The 22,979-nt window shown below is 48.4% G+C and carries 17 protein-coding genes and 1 tRNA gene; 5 read left to right on the forward strand and 13 right to left on the reverse strand.

All coding sequences use genetic code 11. The features are described from left to right. Positions 1 to 10: 10 nt before the first annotated feature. The 3 genes from ECHVI_RS01640 to ECHVI_RS01650 all read left to right on the forward strand — a co-directional run bounded on the left by ECHVI_RS01640 (position 11) and on the right by ECHVI_RS01650 (position 6,915). The gene (locus ECHVI_RS01640; RefSeq protein ID WP_015264192.1) at positions 11 to 5,641 is read left to right on the forward strand and encodes a T9SS type B sorting domain-containing protein; all 5,631 of its coding nucleotides are present in this window, start codon (positions 11 to 13) and stop codon (positions 5,639 to 5,641) included. Positions 5,642 to 5,643: 2 nt separating this feature from the next. Then, positions 5,644 to 6,396 carry a peroxide stress protein YaaA gene (gene yaaA, locus ECHVI_RS01645; protein ID WP_015264193.1) on the forward strand — a complete coding sequence of 251 codons (753 nt, stop codon included), beginning with the start codon at positions 5,644 to 5,646 and terminating at the stop codon, positions 6,394 to 6,396. A gap of 156 nt (positions 6,397 to 6,552) precedes the next feature. Beyond that, positions 6,553 to 6,915, forward strand: a complete 363-nt coding sequence (locus ECHVI_RS01650; protein ID WP_015264194.1) for a septal ring lytic transglycosylase RlpA family protein — start codon at positions 6,553 to 6,555, stop codon at positions 6,913 to 6,915. Between the two features lie 141 nt (positions 6,916 to 7,056). On the opposite strand, the gene ECHVI_RS01655 is transcribed toward ECHVI_RS01650, so the two are convergent. From ECHVI_RS01655 to ECHVI_RS01705, 11 genes are all read right to left on the reverse strand, one after another. Next, on the reverse strand, positions 7,057 to 8,256 hold the full coding sequence (locus ECHVI_RS01655; RefSeq protein WP_015264195.1) for a phosphoglycerate kinase: 1,200 nt from the start codon (positions 8,254 to 8,256) through the stop codon (positions 7,057 to 7,059). A 243-nt stretch (positions 8,257 to 8,499) separates the two neighbouring features. Then, on the reverse strand, positions 8,500 to 9,462 hold the full coding sequence (locus ECHVI_RS01660; protein ID WP_015264196.1) for an L-threonylcarbamoyladenylate synthase: 963 nt from the start codon (positions 9,460 to 9,462) through the stop codon (positions 8,500 to 8,502). Further along, positions 9,462 to 10,157, reverse strand: coding sequence for a tetratricopeptide repeat protein (locus tag ECHVI_RS01665; RefSeq protein WP_015264197.1), 696 nt, complete (start codon positions 10,155 to 10,157; stop codon positions 9,462 to 9,464). The genes ECHVI_RS01660 and ECHVI_RS01665 overlap by 1 nt, the downstream gene beginning before the upstream one ends. Positions 10,158 to 10,349: 192 nt before the next feature. Beyond that, complete coding sequence (locus ECHVI_RS01670) at positions 10,350 to 10,901, reverse strand: NUDIX hydrolase (protein WP_015264198.1); 552 nt, start codon at positions 10,899 to 10,901, stop codon at positions 10,350 to 10,352. Positions 10,902 to 10,908: 7 nt separating this feature from the next. After that, entirely contained in the window at positions 10,909 to 11,490 is a 582-nt protein-coding gene (locus ECHVI_RS01675; RefSeq protein WP_015264199.1) for a hypothetical protein, read from the reverse strand. Next, positions 11,487 to 13,409, reverse strand: a complete 1,923-nt coding sequence (locus tag ECHVI_RS01680; protein WP_015264200.1) for a RecQ family ATP-dependent DNA helicase — start codon at positions 13,407 to 13,409, stop codon at positions 11,487 to 11,489. The genes ECHVI_RS01675 and ECHVI_RS01680 overlap by 4 nt, the downstream gene beginning before the upstream one ends. Before the next feature lies 1 nt (position 13,410). Further along, positions 13,411 to 14,187 (reverse strand): enoyl-CoA hydratase/isomerase family protein, encoded by a 777-nt coding sequence (locus ECHVI_RS01685; protein ID WP_015264201.1) that lies wholly within the window; start codon positions 14,185 to 14,187, stop codon positions 13,411 to 13,413. Positions 14,188 to 14,252: 65 nt separating this feature from the next. Further along, positions 14,253 to 16,187 carry a ComEC/Rec2 family competence protein gene (locus ECHVI_RS01690; protein WP_169316415.1) on the reverse strand — a complete coding sequence of 645 codons (1,935 nt, stop codon included), beginning with the start codon at positions 16,185 to 16,187 and terminating at the stop codon, positions 14,253 to 14,255. Between the two features lie 146 nt (positions 16,188 to 16,333). Beyond that, a complete protein-coding gene (locus ECHVI_RS01695) occupies positions 16,334 to 16,876 on the reverse strand; it encodes a hypothetical protein (RefSeq protein ID WP_015264203.1) in 543 nt (180 codons plus the stop codon). A gap of 81 nt (positions 16,877 to 16,957) precedes the next feature. Further along, entirely contained in the window at positions 16,958 to 17,398 is a 441-nt protein-coding gene (locus ECHVI_RS01700) for a GNAT family N-acetyltransferase (RefSeq protein WP_015264204.1), read from the reverse strand. After that, positions 17,364 to 18,356, reverse strand: coding sequence for a PhoH family protein (locus ECHVI_RS01705; protein ID WP_015264205.1), 993 nt, complete (start codon positions 18,354 to 18,356; stop codon positions 17,364 to 17,366). Before ECHVI_RS01705 ends, ECHVI_RS01700 begins: the two co-directional genes overlap by 35 nt. Before the next feature lie 104 nt (positions 18,357 to 18,460). On the opposite strand from ECHVI_RS01705, the gene ECHVI_RS01710 reads away from it, so the two are divergent. Together ECHVI_RS01710 and ECHVI_RS01715 are read left to right on the forward strand one after the other, a co-directional pair. Continuing rightward, a complete protein-coding gene (locus ECHVI_RS01710; protein WP_015264206.1) occupies positions 18,461 to 19,240 on the forward strand; it encodes an SAM hydrolase/SAM-dependent halogenase family protein in 780 nt (259 codons plus the stop codon). Positions 19,241 to 19,413: 173 nt separating this feature from the next. Beyond that, a tRNA-Leu gene (locus ECHVI_RS01715) sits at positions 19,414 to 19,497 on the forward strand. 1,158 nt (positions 19,498 to 20,655) lie between these two features. Here the strand turns inward: ECHVI_RS01715 and ECHVI_RS01720 are convergent. Continuing rightward, on the reverse strand, positions 20,656 to 21,996 hold the full coding sequence (locus ECHVI_RS01720; protein WP_015264207.1) for a TlpA family protein disulfide reductase: 1,341 nt from the start codon (positions 21,994 to 21,996) through the stop codon (positions 20,656 to 20,658). 93 nt (positions 21,997 to 22,089) lie between these two features. Then, the gene (locus ECHVI_RS01725) at positions 22,090 to 22,911 is read right to left on the reverse strand and encodes a helix-turn-helix domain-containing protein (protein ID WP_245553412.1); all 822 of its coding nucleotides are present in this window, start codon (positions 22,909 to 22,911) and stop codon (positions 22,090 to 22,092) included. Between the last annotated feature and the right edge of the window lie 68 nt (positions 22,912 to 22,979).

The raw sequence follows: 22,979 nt of genomic DNA on the forward strand, positions 1-22,979 counted from the left end.
CCCGTAATATATGAAAAGGACTCCTTTTGACATAAATTTAAGATTCATTTATCTTTTTTTGCCGTTATTCCTGTGCCTGCGCTTTTCAGTACATGTCCATGGGCAAGGTTACAATGATAACGAATGGATCTTTGGTTACTGTGGGCCAAACACGGAAAATAATTATATTTCTTTTGGTAAAGGAGACAACCCAAACGTCAACACCCTGCCGGGAACAGTGGTGGTCGGCCAAGACAACAACGCCATAGCCATTGACCCGCTGACGGGGGAACCCATTTTTTATACGAATGGAGAATTAGTTTACGACGGTGATAATGGGCCATTAGAAGGAATGTCTCCTGGTATTAACGGGGACATTAATGGAAATCAAACTGTAGCAATTTCATCTCTAAATTTTGATATTGAAGGTGAAAAAACCTACTATATTTTTTACCTCAGCACTTCTGATCAACTTCAATATGCCGTAGTTGACATGAATGCCCCGGGACAGGCTACTGGCAATGAACCTCCTCGTGGAGAAATTACGGATAAGGACATCCAGTTTGGCACCGCCGCGGGTGCCATTGCCGTGGTCAAAACGCCCAGTTCGCCCAGCTACCTGATCAGCTACGAAAACGGGCAATTGCTCTCCAGGGAAATTACCGATACGGAAGGGGTATTCAATGAAACGGGCAATGCGGCCCTCGGCTTTACGCCAGAAAAAATTGCTTTTGATGAAAATTCGGGCACCTTGGCCCTGATCCCCGAAAATGCGGTTGACCCCATTGTCCTGATGGACTTTGACACCAGTACCGGGAATTTTGCGAATCCTCGACCACTGGATCAATCCACAGGTGATGCATCTGAAAATTATGGTGGAACGGGACTTGCCCCTGATGGCGATTATTTCTATTATTCTAAGGATGACCAATTGCTCCGGATCCCTGTGGACACGCTGGATGCCGATCCGCAAGTGGTGCCGATTACCAGTCCCTCTGGAAGCACTATCCGCCAAATCCACGACATTAAAGTAGGACCTGACGGCCAATTGTACTACATCTACCAAGAGGAAGATGATGATGCCTTTTATGTGGGCACGGTCGAAAACCCGGACCATACCGTACTGGAAGAGCTGACGGTGGACGACAATCCCTTTGACGGCACGGATTTCTGCGGCAGCACCTTTCCTAGCTTCGCCCCGAATGCGGACATTGACGTTTCCGTGGATTTTACCTACTCCCCACAAATGCCCTGCATGAACAATCCGCTGCAGCTCACGTCCCAGCTCACGCCGCCCAATATTGCCGTGGAATCTTATGAATGGGAGCTCAGCCCACCCCCTACCGACCAAGACGGGGAGGAAATCGAACTGGACCTGACAGAGGAACATTTGCTCTTGCCAGCAGATGCGACCAGCGAACAAAACATCAACGTCACCTTAACGGTAACACTCGCGGACGGAAGCACCCAAACGGCCTCCCAGTCCATCACCTTTCAGGAAAACAACCTGCAAGCAAGCTTCACCCCTTCGGACACCACCACGTGTATGACCTGCATCGACCTCAACGAAATGCTGGAGGTCAGCTCAGGTGAAGAAGGCCAAGGCGGCTCCGGTGGCGGAGGTGGCGGCGGCGGCGGAATTCCCGGAATTCCCGGCGGCGGTAGCGGTGGCGGCCAAAATGGCGGTTCCAGCTACGAATATTTCTGGTCAAACAAAAAGGAAGAAGGATGGATCCCGGAAGGGGCCAATGAGGTATGTGATCCTGGCACCTATTGGGTACTGGCACGGGAGCAGGGCTCTTCCTGCTATGTATATGCCGAGACCACAGTCAAAATGTGGGACCCCGTGGCCAACGAAAAAGTCGACGACCAAACGAATAACGTGTGGTATTTTGGGAACAATGCCGGGCTCGATTTTAACCCAGATCCTGACGACCCGGACGCGCCGTCTCCCCGGCCTGTGGAAGTCCCCGACGGCCATCCGGGCTGGAGCATTCCGGAGGGTACGACGACCATCTCTGATCAAGCCGGAGACGTGCTTTTCTATACCGATGGACAAACCGTTTGGGACCTCAACGGCAATCCCATGCAGGACGGGGAAAATATCGGTGGCGACAATACCTCCGCACAGAGTGTCATTGCCGTCAAAGTCCCTCAGGAACAAACCCTTTACTACCTCTTCACCACCCAATCGGAAGGCGGCAACTCCACCACCAAATTCTCTTTGGTAGACATCAAAGGGGAAAACCAAAACGGTGTGGGCAGTGTGGTCAGCGGTGACAACTTCCTCTTTAGCCCCGGCACGGAGCAATCTGCGGCCATTGCCTCCGGCGACACGACTTGGGTGATGTTTCACGAAGTCGGCAACAACACCTTTCGCGCCTATCCCGCTACTTCCCAAGGCATTGGCCAGCCGGTAACCAGCGATGTGGGCACCAACCACAGTTTCAGCAACTCGGCAGGCACGATGAAATTCAGCCCCGACGGGGAAAAGGTGGCCGTGACCATCGTGGACGAAAATGGCTGTAGCTTTGTGGATGTCCTTGACTTTGATGAGGAAACGGGTGAACTGAGTGAATATGCCACCATTGACCTGGGCTGCGAGGATGAGGTCTACGGGCTGGAATTTGGCGGAGACAGCAATAAGATCTTTGTTTCCTACCAAAATGGAAAAGGACTGGAAGAATACCAGATCCAAGCTCCGGAGGACGACGACGATGATGATGGTGGCGGCAACAATTGCCCTACCTGCTTCGAAAATGCCGCCGACCAAGCCGCACTGGAGCAATGCATCCAAGACAACGTCAATGTACTCGCCAACAGCGCAGGCACCAACTTCGGTGCCGTCCAAATGGGACCCAACGGCCAAATTTACGTAGCCATCCCCGGCGCCACCAATATCGGCACGATCAATCCTGGGGCAGACTGCAACAACTCCAACTACAGCCAACAGCAAGCCGTGTCGACCACTGGCGGCACCAGTAACCTGGGCCTCCCTGCCTATGCCCAAAACAGCGGCAGCAATATCCCCGACCCGGAAATCGCAGGCCCTGAAAGCCTTTGTTTGCAAGATGGCATTGCATTGGGAGAATTTGAAGGAGGCGGGGAGCCGGACATTGACACGTATACTTGGACCATCCTGGACAGCGAAGACCAAACGGTATTCACCACTTCCGGTCCTGGCGATGAGTTTCAAATCCTGGAATATGAGTTTGACTCTGCCGGTGTGTATCAGGTCACCTTGGATGTCGAGCGCTGTGGCAATCCGGATTATTACAATGGGGAGCTTACCGTCGAAGTGATCGGCCCGCCACCTTTGACCCTCACCGATGACATTACCCTTTGTAGTGGCAGCCCCATTACCTTGACGGCCATTGACGATTACGATCCTGCCGAAGGGCTTTACCTGTTCGAGTGGACCAATGCGGCTGGCGAAATCCTGGGCAATACCAATTCGATCGAAGTGACCGAAGAAAGCATCTATACGGTCAGCGTCGTACTGGCAAACAGCGAGGAAGAGGACCCCGCATTTCAAGCCTGTTCGGCATCTTCATCGGTCTTTGTGGGACCGGCGTTTGATTTTGAACTGAATCAAGATGCCGAATCATCCTGTTACGAAGAAAATTACATCAATTTTGCCCCGGACACGCCCGTTTCCGGCGAGTGGTCCTATCAGCTGCAGGGCTCCACGGAAGATCCCACTGTTTTGGGCGAAGGCTATGAATGGGAAGTAGCCGTGGAAGAATTGCCGGCTCCCGGCACCTATGACATTATCTTCCGGGCTGTCGACCCGATCCTAGAGGGCTGTATCGTAGAAAAAAGGGCCACGCTGGTAGTGGATCCGTTGCCGGAATTCACCATCAATGTGATCACTCCCACCAGCGAATGTGACAATCCCAGTGGGAGCTTTGAATTCACCATGCTTGCGGATGCAGAGACCGTAACGATCGAAGAAATAGACCAGGAATTTTCAAATGTGGCCGAGGGTGAAACCATCGGTCCCTTCGAAGACCTGCCCCCGGGAGTCTACACCATCACCGCCGAAAATGAAGGCTGTACCTACACCGAAACCGTCAGCATCGAAAATACCAGCCCGCCGGATGGGCTGGATGACTACAGCATTGTGACATCCGCAGAACGCTGTACCAATGACGGCATACTGGACGGCAATATTCTGATCACCTTCCCGGCGGATGGGACGATCACTGAAGCCAATTACACCATCACCCGAGAGGAAGACGGACAACAGTTTACCGGTTCTACGGCTGATATGCCCTTGGCCGTTCCACACGGCACCTATGCCATTGAGATTTCCACGCCGGACGGCTGTGCGGTAGCAGCTCCCCAGACGTACGAAATACAGGAAAAAGCCCTGGTCAGCTTCAGCGTTCCATCTGCGCCGTTGGCATGTGAGATTTTCTTCTTTGAGCCGGAAAACGCAGATGTGATCGACTACACCATCACGGCGCCTGACGGTGCAGAAATCACGCCGCAGCCCAACGGCCTGTACCCGCTGGACCAAGAAGGCCTTTACTTGGTTCGGGGAGAAGATCCGAACGGGGTGGACTGCCCTCGGACCCGGGAAATGGACCTGACCTTGACGGGCCAAGTGGACTATGAGCTGGAAGGTCCTTTTTATGATTGTGAAACGGGACTGCGGTATGAGGCGGTGATTGCACCGGGATTTGATGAAGCTGATTATGTTTACCTTTGGAGGACTTTTCCGCAAGGGGAAATCATCGGTCGGGAAAGGATCTTTACGCCTACGCGCGAAGGCGCCTACACCTTGGATGTACAGCCCAAGACGGGCACAGGCTGCCCCGCACCGTGGATAGAATTTGATGTCCCGGTCATCGTCCGCAATGTCCCCGTGGAGCTGACCTTGGAGGCGGGCATTTGTTCTGACAATCCGGAGGGAACTATCCGAGCTGATTTTGAAGCACCAGCATCCGCCAATATAGCAGTGGCCTGGTTCAGGACAGACCAAAACGGCATTAACATCAGGATGCCCGAATTTGACGGTTCTTCCACCATAACGGTCACCCAAGCAGGGCAATACCAAGTGCAGCTGATCAATTCCACCAATGGCCAGGAATGCACCGTGGGCTCCGACGAAATCACCGTGCTCAACTCCGATGCCGAACCGCCGCAACTGGCCGAAAGCTACACCATCTGTGCCGCGGAAGGCGTCACGGAAACCTTGGAACCTGAAGGCAACTGGACGGCCTACGAATGGTGGCGAGAAGACCAACTGATGAGCACCGATCCTACCTTCACTCCGACAGAGGAGGGCGACTACACCTTGATCGTTACCGATGCGGCAGCGTGCTCCTTTGCCGTTACCTTTGAGGTAATAGAGGATTGTGGGCTGAAGGTCACCACGCCGGACGCCATCATCCCCGGTGATCCAGAGCGGAATTTCGTGGTGTATGTCAATGACTTCGTCGATGAGATTTCTGTGTTGATCTACAATCGCTGGGGCGAGCTGATCTTTCACTGCATCCAAGAAAACATCCCGGAAAATGCTCCCTTCTGTCCTTGGGACGGAAAAGTCAATGACAAAAAAGTCCCTGTCGGAACCTATCCGGTGGTAATTAAGTTAAAAAGCAATGCTCAAGGAGTGGAGCAAACCATTAAAAAAGCTATTGTTGTAATAGAATAAATATGATCGCATTGATTTCTCCAGCAAAGACGCTGGACATGAGTACTACAGACATTTCGCTGGCCACGCAGCCGGATTTTAAAACCGACATCAAGGCCTTGGTCAGCATCATGAAGAAAAAGTCCGCCGGTGACATCAAGCAACTGATGAAAGTCAGTGATAATATCGCCGAGCTAAACGAAGAAAGATACCATCATTTCAGCAAGGACTTTACCACTGAAAATGCCAAGCAGGCCCTTTTGGCCTTCAAGGGGGATGTGTACCGCAGCATGGAAGTGGACGATTATTCGGAAGAGGACCTGGCCTTTGCCCAAGACCATCTGCGCATCCTTTCCGGACTTTATGGGCTCCTCAAGCCCATGGACCTGATTCAGCCTTACCGCCTGGAAATGGGCATTGGGCTGGAGAATAAAAAGGGCAAAAACCTCTACGAATACTGGGGAACCAAAATCTCCAAGGCCATCAACAAGGCCGCAGACGGTCAGCCAGTGATCAATTTGGCCTCCCAGGAATACGCCAAAGCCGTGGACAAAAAAGCCCTCAAATCCCCCTTGATCCATGTCAACTTCAAGGAGTACCGGGAAGGCAAATACAAGGTCATCGGCATTTTTGCGAAGCAGGCCAGGGGCATGATGGCGGATTATATCATCAAAAACAAAATCACCGATCCGGCTCAGTTGAAGCTATTTAACCGGGAAGGCTATGAATTTTCTGAACCCCAGAGCAAGGAAAATGAATGGATCTTCGTTAGGTAACAGGTTTGAAAGTTGGAAGGTTGGAAAGTTGGAAGGTTGGAAGGTTGTAAAATTGGCTGTTGGTAAAACCGAAGGGTAAATTTCATTTAAACCGGGTTTAACCTTTACCGGTCAATTATGTTTTCCTCATACTTTCACCAGTAGCACAATTCCTATATGAAGAAACAAGTATTGCTTTGGAGCATTCTGTTGTTCCTGTTTAGCTCATGTGCGGCTACAAGGTCCGCATCCAGTCGCGTGGAAAAGGGCCAGGCCAGTTATTATGCCGACAAGTTCAATGGCCGCAAAACGGCAAGTGGAGAACGCTACCGCTCAGGAAAAATGACCGCAGCCCACCGATCATTGCCCTTCGGGACGGTGGTAAAAGTCAAAAACCTGCGCAATGGCAAAACCGTCAAGGTCCGCATCAACGACCGGGGGCCGTTTGTCCGAGGACGCATCATCGACGTTTCCAAAAAGGCCGCCCGACAACTGGACATGATCCGTGCCGGTGTGGTACCGGTGGAGGTAAGATATTAACGGAAAGGATGATAAAGCCATCGAAATAGGCTACTCCGATCTTTTCTGTTTGATCAGGGATAAGGCCTGAAGCCCATCCGGATCAAAAAAAAAGCTACCTCATACGAAGTAGCTTTTTGGATTCATATCAAAATAAAGTGATCAAGGCTCTAGCGCCTTCACACCTGGCAATTCTTTTCCTTCCATGTATTCAAGTAGCGCACCGCCACCAGTGGATACAAAGGATACTTCTTCGCCAAAGCCAAACTTGTTTACCGCGGCGGCAGAATCCCCTCCACCGATCAAGCTGAAGGCACCTTCTTTCGTCGCTGCCACCACTGCTTCGGCTACTGCTTTGGTACCTTTGTCAAAGCTTTCCATCTCAAAAACGCCCATTGGACCGTTCCAAAGGATGGTTTTGGAGTTTTTGATCACATCTGCAAAAATCTTCCTTGTTTCCTCTCCGATGTCCAATCCCATCCAGCCGTCAGGAATTTCGCCACTTTTGGCTTTTCCTTGCTCGGCATCATTGGCAAATTCCTTGGAAGTGATATTGTCCACGGGCAGGTAAAGGTTTACGCCATTGGCTTTGGCCTTTGCTTCCAGCTCCTTGGTGAGGTCCATCTTGTCGGCTTCCAATAAGGAATCCCCGATGCTTCCGCCTTTGGCCTTGGCAAAGGTATAGGACATGCCTCCGCCAATGATCAGGTTATCCACCTTGTCAAGAAGTTTTTCGATGATCAAGATCTTATCAGAAATTTTGGCTCCGCCCATAATCGCCGTCAATGGCCTTACAGGATTACCAAGAACTTTATCAGCATTTTCAAGTTCGGAAAGCATCAAGTAGCCACACACTTTATCGTTAAAGTTTTCAGCCACAATGGCGGTAGAAGCATGGGCACGGTGCGCGGTACCAAAGGCATCGTTCACGTAAATATCACCCATTGCCGCAAGTTTTTTGGCAAACCCAGCATCACCTTTTGTTTCTTCATCATAAAAACGAAGGTTTTCCAAAAGCAAGACTTCTCCTCCTTTCAGAGCTGCTGCTACTTGCACGGCTTCTTCACCAATGCAGTCCGGAGCAAACTTCACCGGACGATCCAGTGCTTTCTCCAAATCCAGCAGGATATGCTTTAATGAAAATTTTTCATCGGGACCTCCTTTTGGCCGGCCCAAGTGAGACATCAAAATGACCGCTCCCCCATCATTCAAGATCTTGTTAATGGTCGGCAAAGCGGCTTGGATTCGCGTGTCATCAGTAACTTCAAAATTAGCGTTCAAGGGCACGTTAAAGTCTACCCGTACCAACGCTCTTTTACCTTCAAAACTAAGGTTGTCAACAGATTTTATCCTACTGTTCATGGTTAAATAGGTTTTATATGATTTATTTCTTTAAATTCTTTAAAAGAAAGATGCTGTCTCATAAATAAATAATCCGTCATCACGAACGAAGTGAAGTGATCTCGATGTGCTTTCATTGCACGTATGACGAGATTGCTTCTTCCGATATCCATAGGATCGCAATGACGAGAACTTTTGAGACAGTCTCTCAAGGGCCTAAAAGCCAATTTCTCTATACCTTTCATTTTGGTCACAGCCTCTTGACTATCGTGCCGCGGCCCTTCTCAATCGGTCGTTCACCGCTTTTCCAAGTCCTCTTTCGGGCATTTCTCCTGACAAGATCACACTTACATCCTGCTTATCCAAATAACGCATCGCGGCAAACAACTGCTGTGCGGCTTCCTTAAAATCTCCTGCTGCACTCAACACCCGCTGATGCTCAGCAGGGACGCCCTCAAACGTTTTGGTAAAGCTCAGCACGCCAAACCGCTCATTCTTTTCCAAATAATGCGGCACCAGCTGCTCCAGGTCCCCTACGATAAAGGGAATGCGGGGTGCATAGTGGCTCTTGAGCATTCCGGGAGACTTTGGATTGCTGCTGGACTGTGGCAAAATCAGCACATTTCCCACTACTTTTTTGATATCTGCCACCTCAATTCCTCCCAAACGGTAGATGGTAATCTGCCCTTCTTCCACGCCCACTATCGTACTCTCCAAGCCCACTTCACAATTACCGCCATCCAACACATAATCGATCTTTCCTTCCAACTGATCCACCACGTGGCTGGCACAGGTAGGGCTAATATAGCCAAAAGGATTGGCACTTGGTGCGGCCAGTGGAAAATCCAACGACAACAGCAACTCACGGGTCAAGGGATGACTGGGAACCCGCACGGCCACCTGATCCAGTCCACTGGTCACCAGGTCGGGCACAATACTTTTTTTCGGAAGGAGCAAGGTCAACGGCCCTGGCCAGAAGGCATCGGCAAGCACTTCCAGCTCTTCCGGAATGCCGGTCGTGTACGCGCTGATCTGTTCGATACTGCCAGTATGCACAATCAGCGGATCAAAACTCGGCCGATTTTTGGTTTCGAAGATTTTACTTACTGCTGCTGCATCCAAGGCATTTCCAGCCAATCCATAAACGGTCTCCGTAGGAATCCCTACCAGCTCACCCTTTTCCAAAAGTGCTTTGGCCTTCTTGATGTCCTTTCCGATTGTAGTCATTAAGATTCCGATTCGGTATCACAAAATTCATCGATCCATTCTTTAGCATCCGCATAGCCTAAGCCAAGTGCGGTCTTAAGGTGCATGCACCCTTCCTCTTTTTCACTCAAGGCACTCATCTCCGTAACCCCCAGCAGGTAAAAAGCAGCCCCGTTGGTATTGTCGATGGCCACAGACCGCTTCAGGGCATTGATTGCCTCCAGTGGATTATTATTCCCTATCAGGGCTTTTGCACGGTTAAAATGCACCAAGGCCTGATTCGGGTCCACTTGAAGGGCATTGTCAAAATCCAAGATCGCATCTTCATAGGCTTCCATCCCCAATAGTGCCAACCCACGGTTATAATAGATATCTGTCTGGTTGGGATCCAAGGAGCTGGCCATATTATAATTGATCACAGCATCCTTAAACGCTTTCTTCTCCAAGTAAGCATTTCCGAGATTTAAATAAGGTTTGTAAGAAGTAGAATCTTTCTCCATGGCCACCTTAAAATGCTTGATGGCCTCATCCCATTTTCCCTGTTCAAAAAATGCTACTCCTTTGGCATTATGGGCTTCTGTATGGTCTGGATTTTGTTCGATCACCCGGTCAAAATAGGTAATCGCCTCATTAAATTTCTCCAATCTCATTTCCTTTATGCCGGCATCGTATAATTCCTGCTCAGAGGGGGAGCAACTCCATAGCAGCACGGCCATTAAAGGAAGAATAAATAGCTTTTTCACTTTTGGTAATTTTTCAGACAAAGATACGAATTATAGGCAATTTGACAGCTTATTAATCCGATCTTTGACAGAAAGACAATCATCATGGGTAAAAAAGAAAAGCTTGGACGACTTTAAGGCTTTCCTGCCCCATTTCCCATTCACGGATTTCGCAAGATAAGGATGCTAACACACCACTTCAGATTTGCTGGTCTTCTCCAGCATTCTCAATATGGAATCGTTGGCCTTGACCACGTCTGGAATGGTTTCATATTTTACCCAAGCCAAGTCCTTGCTCTCTTCACTGATGGTCAGCGGCTCATCCATGGCTGCCTCGATCAAGAACCGTACATCGTAGTGAAAATGCTGCGGGTCTTTGGCATTGGCAGGAATGATGTGCTTGTCAATATCAAAAATCCCTCGATCCACCAGCTTAAGCGAAATCAGGCCACTCTCTTCACGGGCTTCGTTCATGGCCACCTCCAGCAGGTTCTCGTTGCCGTCAGCATGGCCGCCGAGCTGTAGCCAGCGATTCAACTTCCGATGATGGGTAAGCAGGGCGTGGGTCCGTGTTTTATTGACAATCCAAGCAGATGCAGTAAAATGTCCTTCTTTTCGATCCCGATGAAAGGCCAATGGATCATCGGTCAGCTCGATAAATTGCTGAACAAACAACTGCTCCTCTTCAAATGGTGTCCGATAACTTTTCAGTGCTTTTGCTAATTCTTCTCTATTCATAGGATGATTACTGCGGATTAAATATTGCTTCTATAAAGGAATCAAATGAACGCGCCTTGGTATAAAGTCTATCCGAATAGACGGTCACCAAAATCTTGATCATCTGAGGCTTGTGATTTACCGACACTTTTTCGATAGCAACATTCCCAAAAAGTTGGTCGGTACGTGCTGCCGAGAAGGTTGCTTTGGGCTTTAGGTATTGTTTTTCGATGGTGTTTACCCCGGAAGCTTTCTCTTGAATGGTCCGGTCCAAACTCACCCTTTCATACCCTAAATCTACAATTCGCTGGCCAAAAGCAAAGAAAAGTCGGGAAAAAGTTTTGGAATTTAGCGGTAAATCGTACGAAATCGCTATTCCATTGGCATATGGAGACCTAAAAACCTGCAGCTCCGGCGTGGTTTCCTGTCCACTTTTTTGAAGGTGATAGTTGTTATAAATCAGTTCAAAAACCTCTTTTCCGTCCACCGAATCCATCCACTGCAACAGTGCCTCCACTTCTCCTTCTTCCTGTACAAAATTCTCCTTATGTGTCATGGCCGTATTCTTATCCGAAAACAGCCTTTTCAAAATCTCATCTACAAACTTCATTCATTCTTGATTTTTATCCTGCCATCAGCCAAGCTGACGATTTCGCCTTCATCTTCCATGACCCTCAAGAGCTTGGTGGCATAGGGATCCGTACTGGACAGATTGGCTTTGGCCAGAAGGTCCTGATAGGTAAACGCATCTCCATCCGCTAAAGTTTGCAAAAGCTTCTCACGGACCTCTTCTTGGTAATTTGGAGCGTTGGCCGCTTTCTTCTTTTCCAGACAAACATCGCATACACCACAAGAAGTGTCTGACACTTCCCCGAAATATGCCAAGAGCTGCCGGGTACGGCACATGGTGGTATTGGTCACATAAGCCACCATCGCCTTGGCTTTTTCCACGCTGGTATCCCTTCGCTCCGCAATCCTTTTGGTATTTAGCGGAAGGCGTCCCGCATCATACCGGTGGGTCAGAAAGGTCACCTGTGGCTGGTCTTTTTTCTTGTTGTAGGCAGCAATGTCCAAATTATCCATCCGCTCCAGCAGCTTGACAACCTCTCGTTCCGGAATGTTGAGCACAGTGGCGAGCTTATCTTCCCTGATTTTCAAATACTCGGAAAAGAGCTCTCCACCATACATCCTCAGCAGCACTTTGATCACTGGATCCAAGGCCGCATGGGCAATCTGGTATTCGTACAGCCGGCTTTGTCCAATCAGAAAATGAAAGGTACTGGGACTATAATACCCTTCACTCAACTCCACCAATGCTTCTTCCTGAAGGATCTTCAGGGCATTATAGGTCATCAGTAAATCCAGGTGATAGGTATTGGTAAACGCAATGATGTCAAAATCATAACTGACCATCAAGCTACTGCCCACGGCAATGCGGTAATAATTGGCCAGGCTTTGGTATACGCGCTTGATAAAGTCAATGGGAGGATAGGATTGCTCTGCGCGCTCCACCAGTACCTCCAGGTCTTTGTCTTGATACAGCAACACCGCAAAAGCCTTCCATTCGTCCCGGCCAGCCCGTCCTGCTTCCTGATAGTAATTTTCAAGGTTTTCCGGAAGGTCCACATGGATGACCACCCGCACATCTGGCTTATCGATTCCCATTCCAAAGGCATTGGTGGCCACCATTACCCTTACCTTATTATTTTTCCACTCCATCTGGCGCTGCTCGCGCAATTGTTTGTCCAGGCCGGCGTGGTAAAAGGTCGCAGAAATCCCCAATCGGTAAAGCGCCTGAGCCAGCTCTTTGGTAGCCTTTCTGCTTCGCACATAAACAATGGCTGACCCGCCCACCTTTTGTAGGATTTCGATGGCTTTTTCCAACTTATTCTCCGCTTTCCTGACGGCATATGACAGGTTTTTACGGGCAAAAGACTTCACAAAAACCGCCGGATCACGTAATGCCAACTTCTCCAAAATATCTTGCTTCACCTGTAGGGTCGCTGAGGCTGTAAGGGCGATAAAAGGAGTGTCCGGGTGGTATTCCCGCAAAGCAGCGATTTCCAAATATGGCGGCCTGAAATCATAGCCCCACTGGGATATGCAGTGCGCCTCATCGATCGCCACCATATTGACCTTCATCCGCTTAAACCGCTCGATAAAAAGATCCGATTTCAAGCGCTCTGGAGAGACGTACAAAAACTTATAGTTCCCATAAATGCAATTGTCCAGCGTGGTATCGATTTCCCGCTTCCGCATCCCCGAATAAATGGCCGTGGCCAATACGCCCCGCTTCCGCAAATTGTCCACCTGATCTTTCATCAATGCAATCAAAGGGCTCACCACCACACAGATGCCTTCTTGCATCAGCGCCGGCACTTGGAAGCAAATGGATTTTCCTCCACCGGTAGGCAATAGCGCCAAGGTATCCTTGCCAGCTGCTACCGAGAGGACAATATCCAACTGCATGGGCCTGAAATCATCATACCCAAACACCTTTTTTAATACCGAAAGCGCCTTCGTTTTCAACTTACCATTCGATTTTTTTCTTCCCCAAAAATGCCGCTATTCCCCGCTTGCAATCCTCCGTCTCACGGGCTTTTGCATTCATCCTTGCCGCATACTCCAACGCCTCCTCCAAGGGCAGATCCTGAACTGCCGCGATCATCTTTTTGGTCAGGGCCATGGACTCTCCGGAGTTTTGGCTGATAAGGCGCTCCGCAATCTCCTGCACCGCTCCATCCAACGCCGCTGGTTCAAACACCTCCTGAATCAACCCTATTTCCTTGGCGGCAGGCGCTACCAGCAATTCCCCTGTGAGCAAAAGCTCCTTGGCCTTTCCTTCGCCCAATTTCCTCACCAAAAACACCAAAACCATGGCCGGCACAAAGCCGATCCGCACTTCTGTGTAGCCGAGTTTGGCCGTGGGCACGGCATACGCAAAATCACACACCGACACTAAGCCACAGCCCCCCGCCAAGGCATGGCCCTGCACTTGGGCAATGACCACCTTAGGGAAAGTATACAGTCGTAAAAACAGCTTCTTGAGCCCCTCACTATCCGCTAAATTCTCGTCAAAGGTATTGTCCTGCATCCGCTCGATATCTTGCAAGTCAGCCCCCGAGCAGAACACCTTCCCTTCTGCTTTGATGATGACCACCTTTACCGTTTCTATGGCCTCGCACCTATCCAGTGCCGCTTGGAGGCCACTGACCATGGCCGCATTCAGCGCATTTCGCTTTTCTGGCCGCGACAAGATCACATAGCCTATCCGGCCTTTTTGTTCAAATTTCACATGCTCTTCCATAGTTTGGGGCGTTGGTTAAATGAAGATAGGGCGTGCAAGCTGTTCTTCCAAAAAAATCAATTCACTCACTCGAAAATAAGTCTTAAGGCCCCGTTTTTGGTGGACCACCTCATCTCCTCTGGCGTTTGCACCCACCCGTCGCCGTCGAAATAAGCAGCCGAGACACCTGTATTTGCGCTTAGCCATATTTTTCCTTCACGTGCCGTCACCAAGCAACCATTGGGCAGGTAAACCCGTGTTTTGCTACCTTCTTGGGTAAATTTCAACGGAAAGTCTCCTTGCATATTCGTGGCCAGTCTGTGGGGATCCACTTGGTAATGAAGGTCTTTTTCAGCGACTCCGTATTGAAAGCTGCCTGATAGCCTGGAAGAATGATAGTCCACCGCGACACCTTCTCCCAAGCTATAAACATATAATTCCTGCTGTGAAGGAGCGGCAAAGCGGGTCCACCAACTCGTCCCGATGAGGCCCATCACGACGACTAGCGCTCCATAGGCATAGGCCTTTTTTCGTTCCTTCAGCCACAAGTAAAGGCACACCACCAAGCCCCACATGGCAAACACGGTGATCACGTTCAGGTAAAGGCCTTCCGTTTGGGCAAATGGAAGGGCATCGAATAAAAAAACACCCCCATTCATCAGCTGTAGCAAAAGCTCCAACAACCGGCCCAAAGGCCACCATGCCCAGCCGATCATGGACAGCAGCAAAAACGGCAACCCGACGGCCATCACCATAAAGGCACAAGGGATGACCCACAAATTGGATAATAAAAAATAGTTGGGAAAGACGTGAAAGTAATACACGGACAAGGGGAAAGTCGCCACTTGTGCCGCGATGCTGACCGAAGTGATTTCCCAGAGGTAATACATCACTTTATTTTGGGGCAGCCAAATGGACACAATGGCCGGCTGCAGGACCAGAATCCCAAACATCGCTGCATAGGAAAGCTGAAAACCCACTTCAAAAATAATATAGGGATTGAACAGCATCAGCAACAATGCCGAAATCGCCAATGTATTGAAAACAGAAGGGCTTCTGGATTGCATTTGTGCCAATGAAAGCACCGTAAACATCGTCGCTGCCCGCATCACGGAAGGTGACATCCCGGTCAGCAATGCATAGACCCATATCAGCAGCACCACGAGGCCCAAGTATACGATCCGCTTCATCCGTGGAAGCTGGGCCGGTTTAAAAAACAGCAGGAAAAAACCATAGATAATGCCCACATGTAAGCCAGAAACGGCCAACACATGCATGGCTCCTGCGGTGACATACGCTTCACTCACCGCTTCGCCCAAATTGGCCTTTTGTCCAAGCAGGAGGGCTTTGCCAACTTCTACCGCATGATCGTCCCCAAAAGTCCTTTCCAACAAAAGCCCTAACCTTTCCCGCAACAATAGCAACGGCTCGGCGACTGAAAGCCTATCCACCGTTCCCAACCTCGTCAGTGCTTTCCCGACAAAATGCTGATGGTAAACTTGCTTTCGCGCCATAAATTCCCGGTAATCAAATCCATTCGGGTTTTTGGGTGGAGCGACCCGCTGCGGCGCACCTTCCACCCAGACCACTTCACCCGGCCGCAAGGGAGTTTCCAACCGATGATAGACCAATACCTTCCCGTGGGCCTTTTCATAGCCTTCATCGGTCCACACATACCTAACCGCCAGTTCATTCCCAAACGTACTGGTCTTTTGCTCATCCACTCCCAGCACTTCCCCCATATAGCCCTGAATTTTGGAGTGACGCAGAAGGTGATCTGCTTGGTTATTTGCATCTTTTAGGCTGCTAAAAGCATAACCGGACATCACCAGCAGCAGGTAAGCCAGAAAGGGAAACAAGCTCCGGAAGGTAAAACGCTTGTTCTTCCCATTAAGAACCGCAAAAATCAAATACAGTAACAGGACCGCTGCCATCGCCCCCCAAAGCACCTCATCCGGAACCCTACTCCCCAAAACCATATAGCACCATATTCCCGCGGCAAAAAACAGGACGTATCTCAAAAAAGGGAATTCATTAAACCTCATAAAGAATTGAAAAAGATCAACTTATAAACTAATAAAAATCCGATAAAAAGCAAGTAACAAAAAAAGGCTTCCCTTTGAGAAAGCCTTTTTTTTGTAAAAACGTTTAGTTAGGATGCTGCCAATTAAAATCGATATCCGATGCTCACACCAGCATTTACTTCCACGGCTGCAAACCTGTCATTCACCTCTTCGCTAAAGCCCCTGGCAATGTTTACGTAAGGAGCAATCGCAAATTTGTCACGCTGCACCCATTTGTATCCTGCGCCAATCCCGATCATGCCGCTGTTCATGTCAGTAACCAAAACCCCACCTCCGTCAGCAGGTTCGGTAAAATCACCAAAACGGTACTTAAAGAACGGGTAAACATAGATATTGCCCTGCTCTGGATCGTTGTTCAGGAAGTAAAAATTGTACGAAAGCAACAAACTGCTCGTATTGTATTTTTTTCCGTCCCCCTGACCATTATAGCCAAAACGGTCATTGATCAGGTATTCCACACCAATCGATTGGTCACTGTCCACAAACCGCTCATAACCGATTTCTACAGAGCCTTGAACGATGGTATTTAAAATGTTCAATTTGATTTCGTTGGGGTTGTAATCGGTTTGGGCATAAGCCCCCATCATCATGCCTGAAAAGAGAACAATAAGTAATAGCTTTTTCATAACGTAATTAATTCTAATAATTGGTACTAATAACAAAAACTTGGTAAAATTTAACTTGCAATACAAATAATGATAAACCTATCACAAATATCGCTCCATTTTATAGTGCAGGATGTCACATTCTGAAAAAATGTCGCCTACTTTTTCAAAACCAAACTTGGCATACAGGGGAACCGCATGCAGCTGGGCATGGAGATAGATGCATTGGCCAGTCGTCCCTTCACTGGCGGCAATATCCTCCAACGTAGCCTTCACCAATGCCTGTCCCACACCTTTTCCCCGTGCTTCTTCCAAGACGGCAAAGCGCTCCAATTTGATGCCTTTATCGGTAAATCGCCATCGTGCCGTTCCTGCGGGCACATCATCCAGCAGGGCTAGAAAGTGGATCGACGTCTCCTCGAATTCATCGTATTCTTCTGCTGGCGGTACCTGCTGGCCAACTACAAAAACTTCTTGTCTAATGCCAAACACCTTGTCCAGGGTGGACTTATCCGTTACCTTTCTGACGGTTATTTTGCTCATTTTTAAACGCTTCCTTATGCTGATCGTCCCGATCATATGCTTCAATAATGGATTTTACCAGTTTGTGTCGGATGACATCTTTCCCGCTGAGATTGACCAAGCCAATGCCCTTTACATCCTTGAGCACCCGTAATGCTTCACGTAAGCCAGATTTTTGCTTGGACGGCAGGTCCACCTGACTTTGATCACCATTGATGATCACTTTTGAATTGGGCCCCATACGGGTCAAAAACATCTTGATCTGCTCCCTGGTGGTGTTTTGGGCTTCATCCAGCAGGACAAAGGCATCATTCAGCGTCCGGCCCCGCATGTAGGCTAGTGGAGCAATTTCGATCACCCGGTTTTCCTGATAAAATTTCAATTTCTCTGCCGGCACCATATCGCCCAAGGCATCATAAATCGGCCGCAGGTAAGGATCCAGCTTTTCCTGCAAATCACCGGGCAAAAAGCCCAGGTTTTCGCCAGCTTCTACGGCAGGCCTGGTGATGATGATCCGCTTGACCTCTCTGTTTTTCAATGCCCGCACCGCTAAGGCCACTGCAATGTAAGTCTTACCGGTCCCGGCAGGCCCGAGCGCAAACACCAGGTCATTCTTAAAAGCAGCATCCACCAGCTTCCGCTGATTAGTGGATTTCGGCTTAATGGCCAAACCCTTGTTTCCGTAAACAATGATGTCATTCTTTGGGTCTTCCTCAAAAGGCACCCCTTCCAGCTCAATGTATTCCTTGACATTTTCCGGGGTGACCTGACCAAACCTGTTAAAATGCTGCAAGAGCATGTTGAGCACATCATTGATCCGGATAATCTCAGGAGCCCTGCCCTGGATGCGAATTTCATTTCCGCGCGAAACAATTTTGCTTTTGGGAAATGCCGCAGCAATCTGGCGGATATTCTCATTCTCAGTGCCAAGAAAATCCAAAAGCGGAATATTTTCTAAAGTAATTACCTTTTCTACCAATCCGTTAATGTGTATTTAGGGTTGTCAGATTATTCTTGCAAGAATAAAATTTCTATTTTTGTTTATACTTTACAAAAGTACAAAATTTTAATTGACTTCGTTCTATGGCCTTAGTAACATTCCTGTCAGATTTTGGGGATAGCGATTATTATGTACCTGCCGTCAAAGCCAAGATGTTATCCATCAACCCGCAGCTGCACATCGTCGACATCACCCACCAAATTGAAACCTATGACATTGCGCATGCGGCTTTTGTCCTGAGGTCTGTCTATAAGGAATTCCCAAAAGGCACCATTCACTTGGTAGCCCTTAACAGTACCAGCAGCATGACCGATGGCTACATCGGCATTAAACTGGAAGAACATATCTTCGTGGGTCCCAATAACGGTGTCCTCAGCATGCTGGCTGATTATGATCCAGGCATTGTGGTGAAATTTGCCGATATCCATATCAAGGACAGCACCTTCCCCGCCAAGGACATCTTGGCGCCCATTGCGGCCAAAGTAGCCAGCGGCGCAGCAATCCATGATTTTGGAGGACCGCTGCAATCTATCCGAAAGATGATGCCCCGACAGATCAAAGCCACCAAAAAGCAAATCGTCGGCCATGTGCTGCGCATGGACGGATACGGCAATTTGATCACCAATATTCCCAAAAGTGTCTTTAACCAGTTAAACCCCGGAAAATTCACCCTAGAATTTAGCCGGGAAGTACTGACCGAATTTCATGCCTCCTATGACAGCGTGGAGCCCGGTGACTGTTTTGCCCTTTTTAACAGCCTGGACTTTTTGGAAATCGGCATAAACCATGGTCACGGAGGGGATTTGCTGGGATTAAAATACGACAGTCCTGTGGTGATCAATTTTATCCGTGAGGAGGAATAAAAAATCACCAAAAACAACCCCTTGATCACTAGACGATTAGAAAGAAAGACGTTTTATCCCCATAAAAAATTTCAAATTAGTAGGGTTCAGATATTGCATAGCAATAAATCTTTGCTCATATTTGCATCCCGTTCGGAACGGAACTGGAAAAAAGCATAGTGAAAAACTATCAAGCCTTGGTGGCGGAATTGGTAGACGCGTTGGTCTCAAACACCAATGAGGTAACACTCGTGCCGGTTCGACTCCGGCCCAAGGTACTAGAAACCCCTTCAGATGAAAATTTGAAGGGGTTTTGTCGTTTTTGGGCTAAAAGGAAATCAAGCGAAATTTCTAGGGAACAAGGATTTTTCGGGAGGTAAAGATGTTATTTGCTACATTTGATTGCCATTTGGTCACGGATGAACACTGATAAACACGGATAGGATACTTGGAGCATTGCAAACCTATGTTCACATCTTTTATCCGCGGCTTAACCTAATTTAAAAATTTACGATGCCCATGCCTTTGGCTACGAAGTGGGTCTTTCGTCAAAACTTGAATTCATCCAGTTCATAAATGAAATAGTATCCTTTTAAATAAAGCTGCCCTCAGAAATATTGCTTGATCCGTGGTATGGTGTATGAGGTAAACTCGAATGCCAGCCCCAAAGGGGCGGCACATTCTTAGCCACGGGTGAAGCCCATGGTGATTTTGCCCAGCAAATGTTTCCCGTTTTAGCAGCATTGCCTTCACTATCCCCCATAAATTCCCGCTAAAACCCTTTCGTGTGGATGGAGGAAAACCATCTTTTTAACGGATCAAGCAGAAAGGATGGGGTTAGCCTGTTTTGATGGGAAATATGTTATTCGCTACTTTTGATTGCAATTTGGCCACGGATGAACACTGATAAACACGGATAGGATCCTTGAGGCATTGCAAATCTACGTTCACATCTTTTATCCACGGCTTATCCTAATTTAAAAATTTACGATGCCCATGCCTTTGGCTACGAAGAGGATTTCTCGGCAAAGCTTGAATTCATCCAGTCCATTTATAAATGCCATCCTTTTAAGAAAATCGCCCTCAGAAATATTGCTTGATCCGTGGTATAGTGTATGAGGTAAACTCGAATGCCAGCCCCAAAGGGGGCGGCACATTCATAGCCATGGGTGAAGCCCATGGTAATTTTGCCCAGCAAATGTTTCGCGTTTTAGCAGCATTGCCTTCACTATCCCCCACAACTTCCCGCTAAAACCCATTCGTGCGGATAGAGGAAATCCATCGTTCAACTCCCACTATGCCACTTAGCAGATTCACTTCATTCTAAGCCACAGAATCAATTGGAGAAACACAGATTGCAATGACTTGGGCATCCTATCCGTGGCCAAAGGCGGCAAAGCCCAATCATTGAACGCCCCTAATTTCTTGGCTAACCCCTACAGCATTACGTAATTTTCCACATACAACTTCCAGTCTAACCCATGCGGGATAATGATAAATTTCCGCTCTGGTGTGACCAGCACCTTGGTAGGGAAGTTGGACACGCCAAATGCTTCCAACGCCCCGCGATCAATTTCTTCAACCGGGAAGGTATAGTCATTCTCCTCCATAAACTGAGAAAGGTCTTCCGACATAAAAGATAGCGAGTAGAACATGAGCTTTGGCACACCGCCCCTTGTGAGGTTCTCATGGTAAAAAGCCTGTACTTGGGGCATTTCCTTGACACAGGGTGGACACCAGCCCCCCCAAAAGTCAAACATCAACCATTTGTTACTTTTTTCTTTCAAATTAACCTTATGGTACTTGGAAAAGCGAAGTTTAAGGTTGGGCACTTCTGTTCCTTTGCTGTTGATATAAGCCTGCCAAAAGATTGGAAAGCCCTGCTCTCCGCCATAATTCGCATAATAGTCGATCAGGAATTTCATATTGCCTTCCGAGGGATAGGCAAAGGCAATGGCCGCCATTTCCTCTAATGCTTCTTCATGGTTTCCGTCCTCATCCAACCAAGAACAATAGGCAATACGGTATTTCAACAGCTCTATCTGCCCTGTAAACATCAACGCATCTGGCAAAAACGCCTGCTTTTCGATCACATCCCTTACATCCGGACTATATTCGGCAGCCAAGGCCATATATTCGGGATTTTTATCAAAATGCTCGAAGCGGTAATGATAAGCCTGAGCCAGCAAATAACGACTCCAAGCCCGTTCGCTCCAGTTGACCTCTTCCATTTTCGTGGATGTCAAGCACGCGCAGGCTTCCAGATTCGAAATGACTTTTTCCAGCGCTTGCTGCTGCCGCTCCTTTGAAACAAAAGGCTTCTGTTCCAGCTCCTGCAGGGTCATCAACATATAGGTCTCCGCTTTGGAATTTGCAAACCCTGTCCCTTCCTCCAGGTACTCGGCCAAATCCGAAAAATTTTCATTCACCTGGACAGAATCGGTGCTATACCGCACCTTCCCCCAGAGGTACAGCGGGGTAAGCATCTCCTTGATTTCCGTATTGCCTTTAGAAATAAGGACTTTCAAAAAGCCCAAGACTTTTATGCCATAGTCATCTTCTATCAGCCGTTTACTCAGCACTCGATGATGTGCATCCCAAAAATAAGGGACATAAATCCGGTACATTTTCAATGAAAGCGGGAGGGCATTCATGATTTGCTCCTTCTTCAGCTTGTCGCTTAAATCATTGTAGAGCGATGCGGATCCTTTTGGGGATTGGCAAAAAACAGGAAGGCTCATTGCACTGACCATCAGCACAAGCAAAAATCTTCTCATAAAAAAGGGTCATTGTTAATGTACGCTAATAATAGCCATTAAACGCCACAAAAGAAAGCTGAAACCGTCCAATCAGCGCCGGAAGGCAGCATACTACCGCATGCTGAACGGCCCACTTTCCATTTCTTGTTTCGGCATTTCTACCCCTTGCGCTTGCCGAAACAGCAGATAAATGCAGGCGATATCAAAAACCGCCCAAGTCAGTGTCCCTAGCAACGTAAAAATCACCGTCACAAACATCACAGCAGTAATCAACCCTAAAACCCCTACAATTTGATAATGCTGACCGAAAGACCTCTTGGACTGCACCAACCCGATAGAAAATGGAACAAGCGAAACCCCAAAAGCCACTACTTCAAATACTCCAACCCACATATCTTCTGCTCCCACCACCTTACCGGAATAGATGTCTGCACCAATAATTCCCGCATTGACCAGGATCAGAAACACCACCCCAAATTGGAGGACTTTGTTGTTTGTGCGCTGACCGATCAGGTAAAAGCCATAGGCAAATGCAGCATAGGAGAGCAGCACAACGGCCTTAAGCAAAGTGAAATATTCAGGCTGCTGCATGCCAGCATCTGCCATCAAAACGATGTTCCAAAACACCTCATACGAAGACACCAAAAAATAGATTACTCCCGCGATGCCAGTCCACCATAATTGGCGCCTATCGACGGTGGAGAAAATAGACCCTACTGCTGAGCGGGGCATTTCGGGATCCTTGGTGGGCATTTGGATTTGCAGCACTTCCATGATGGTTTTCACGGTAAAAGCACGCGGCGTCACCTCTCCCGCCTCAATGCGCTGGATGGTTCGGACATTGATATTGCAGCGCTCCACCAGTTCTTCTTGGGTCATTCCCTTGGACAGGCGGTGTTGCTGGATCAGTTTTCCCAATTCCGGTTGTTTCATTGTTAATAGTGTTTGATTGACCATCGCAAATTGGAATTTATTCTTCATAGATTGCCCGGAAAACCACC

It is taken from the genome of Echinicola vietnamensis DSM 17526, assembly GCF_000325705.1.
Taxonomy (GTDB): domain Bacteria; phylum Bacteroidota; class Bacteroidia; order Cytophagales; family Cyclobacteriaceae; genus Echinicola; species Echinicola vietnamensis.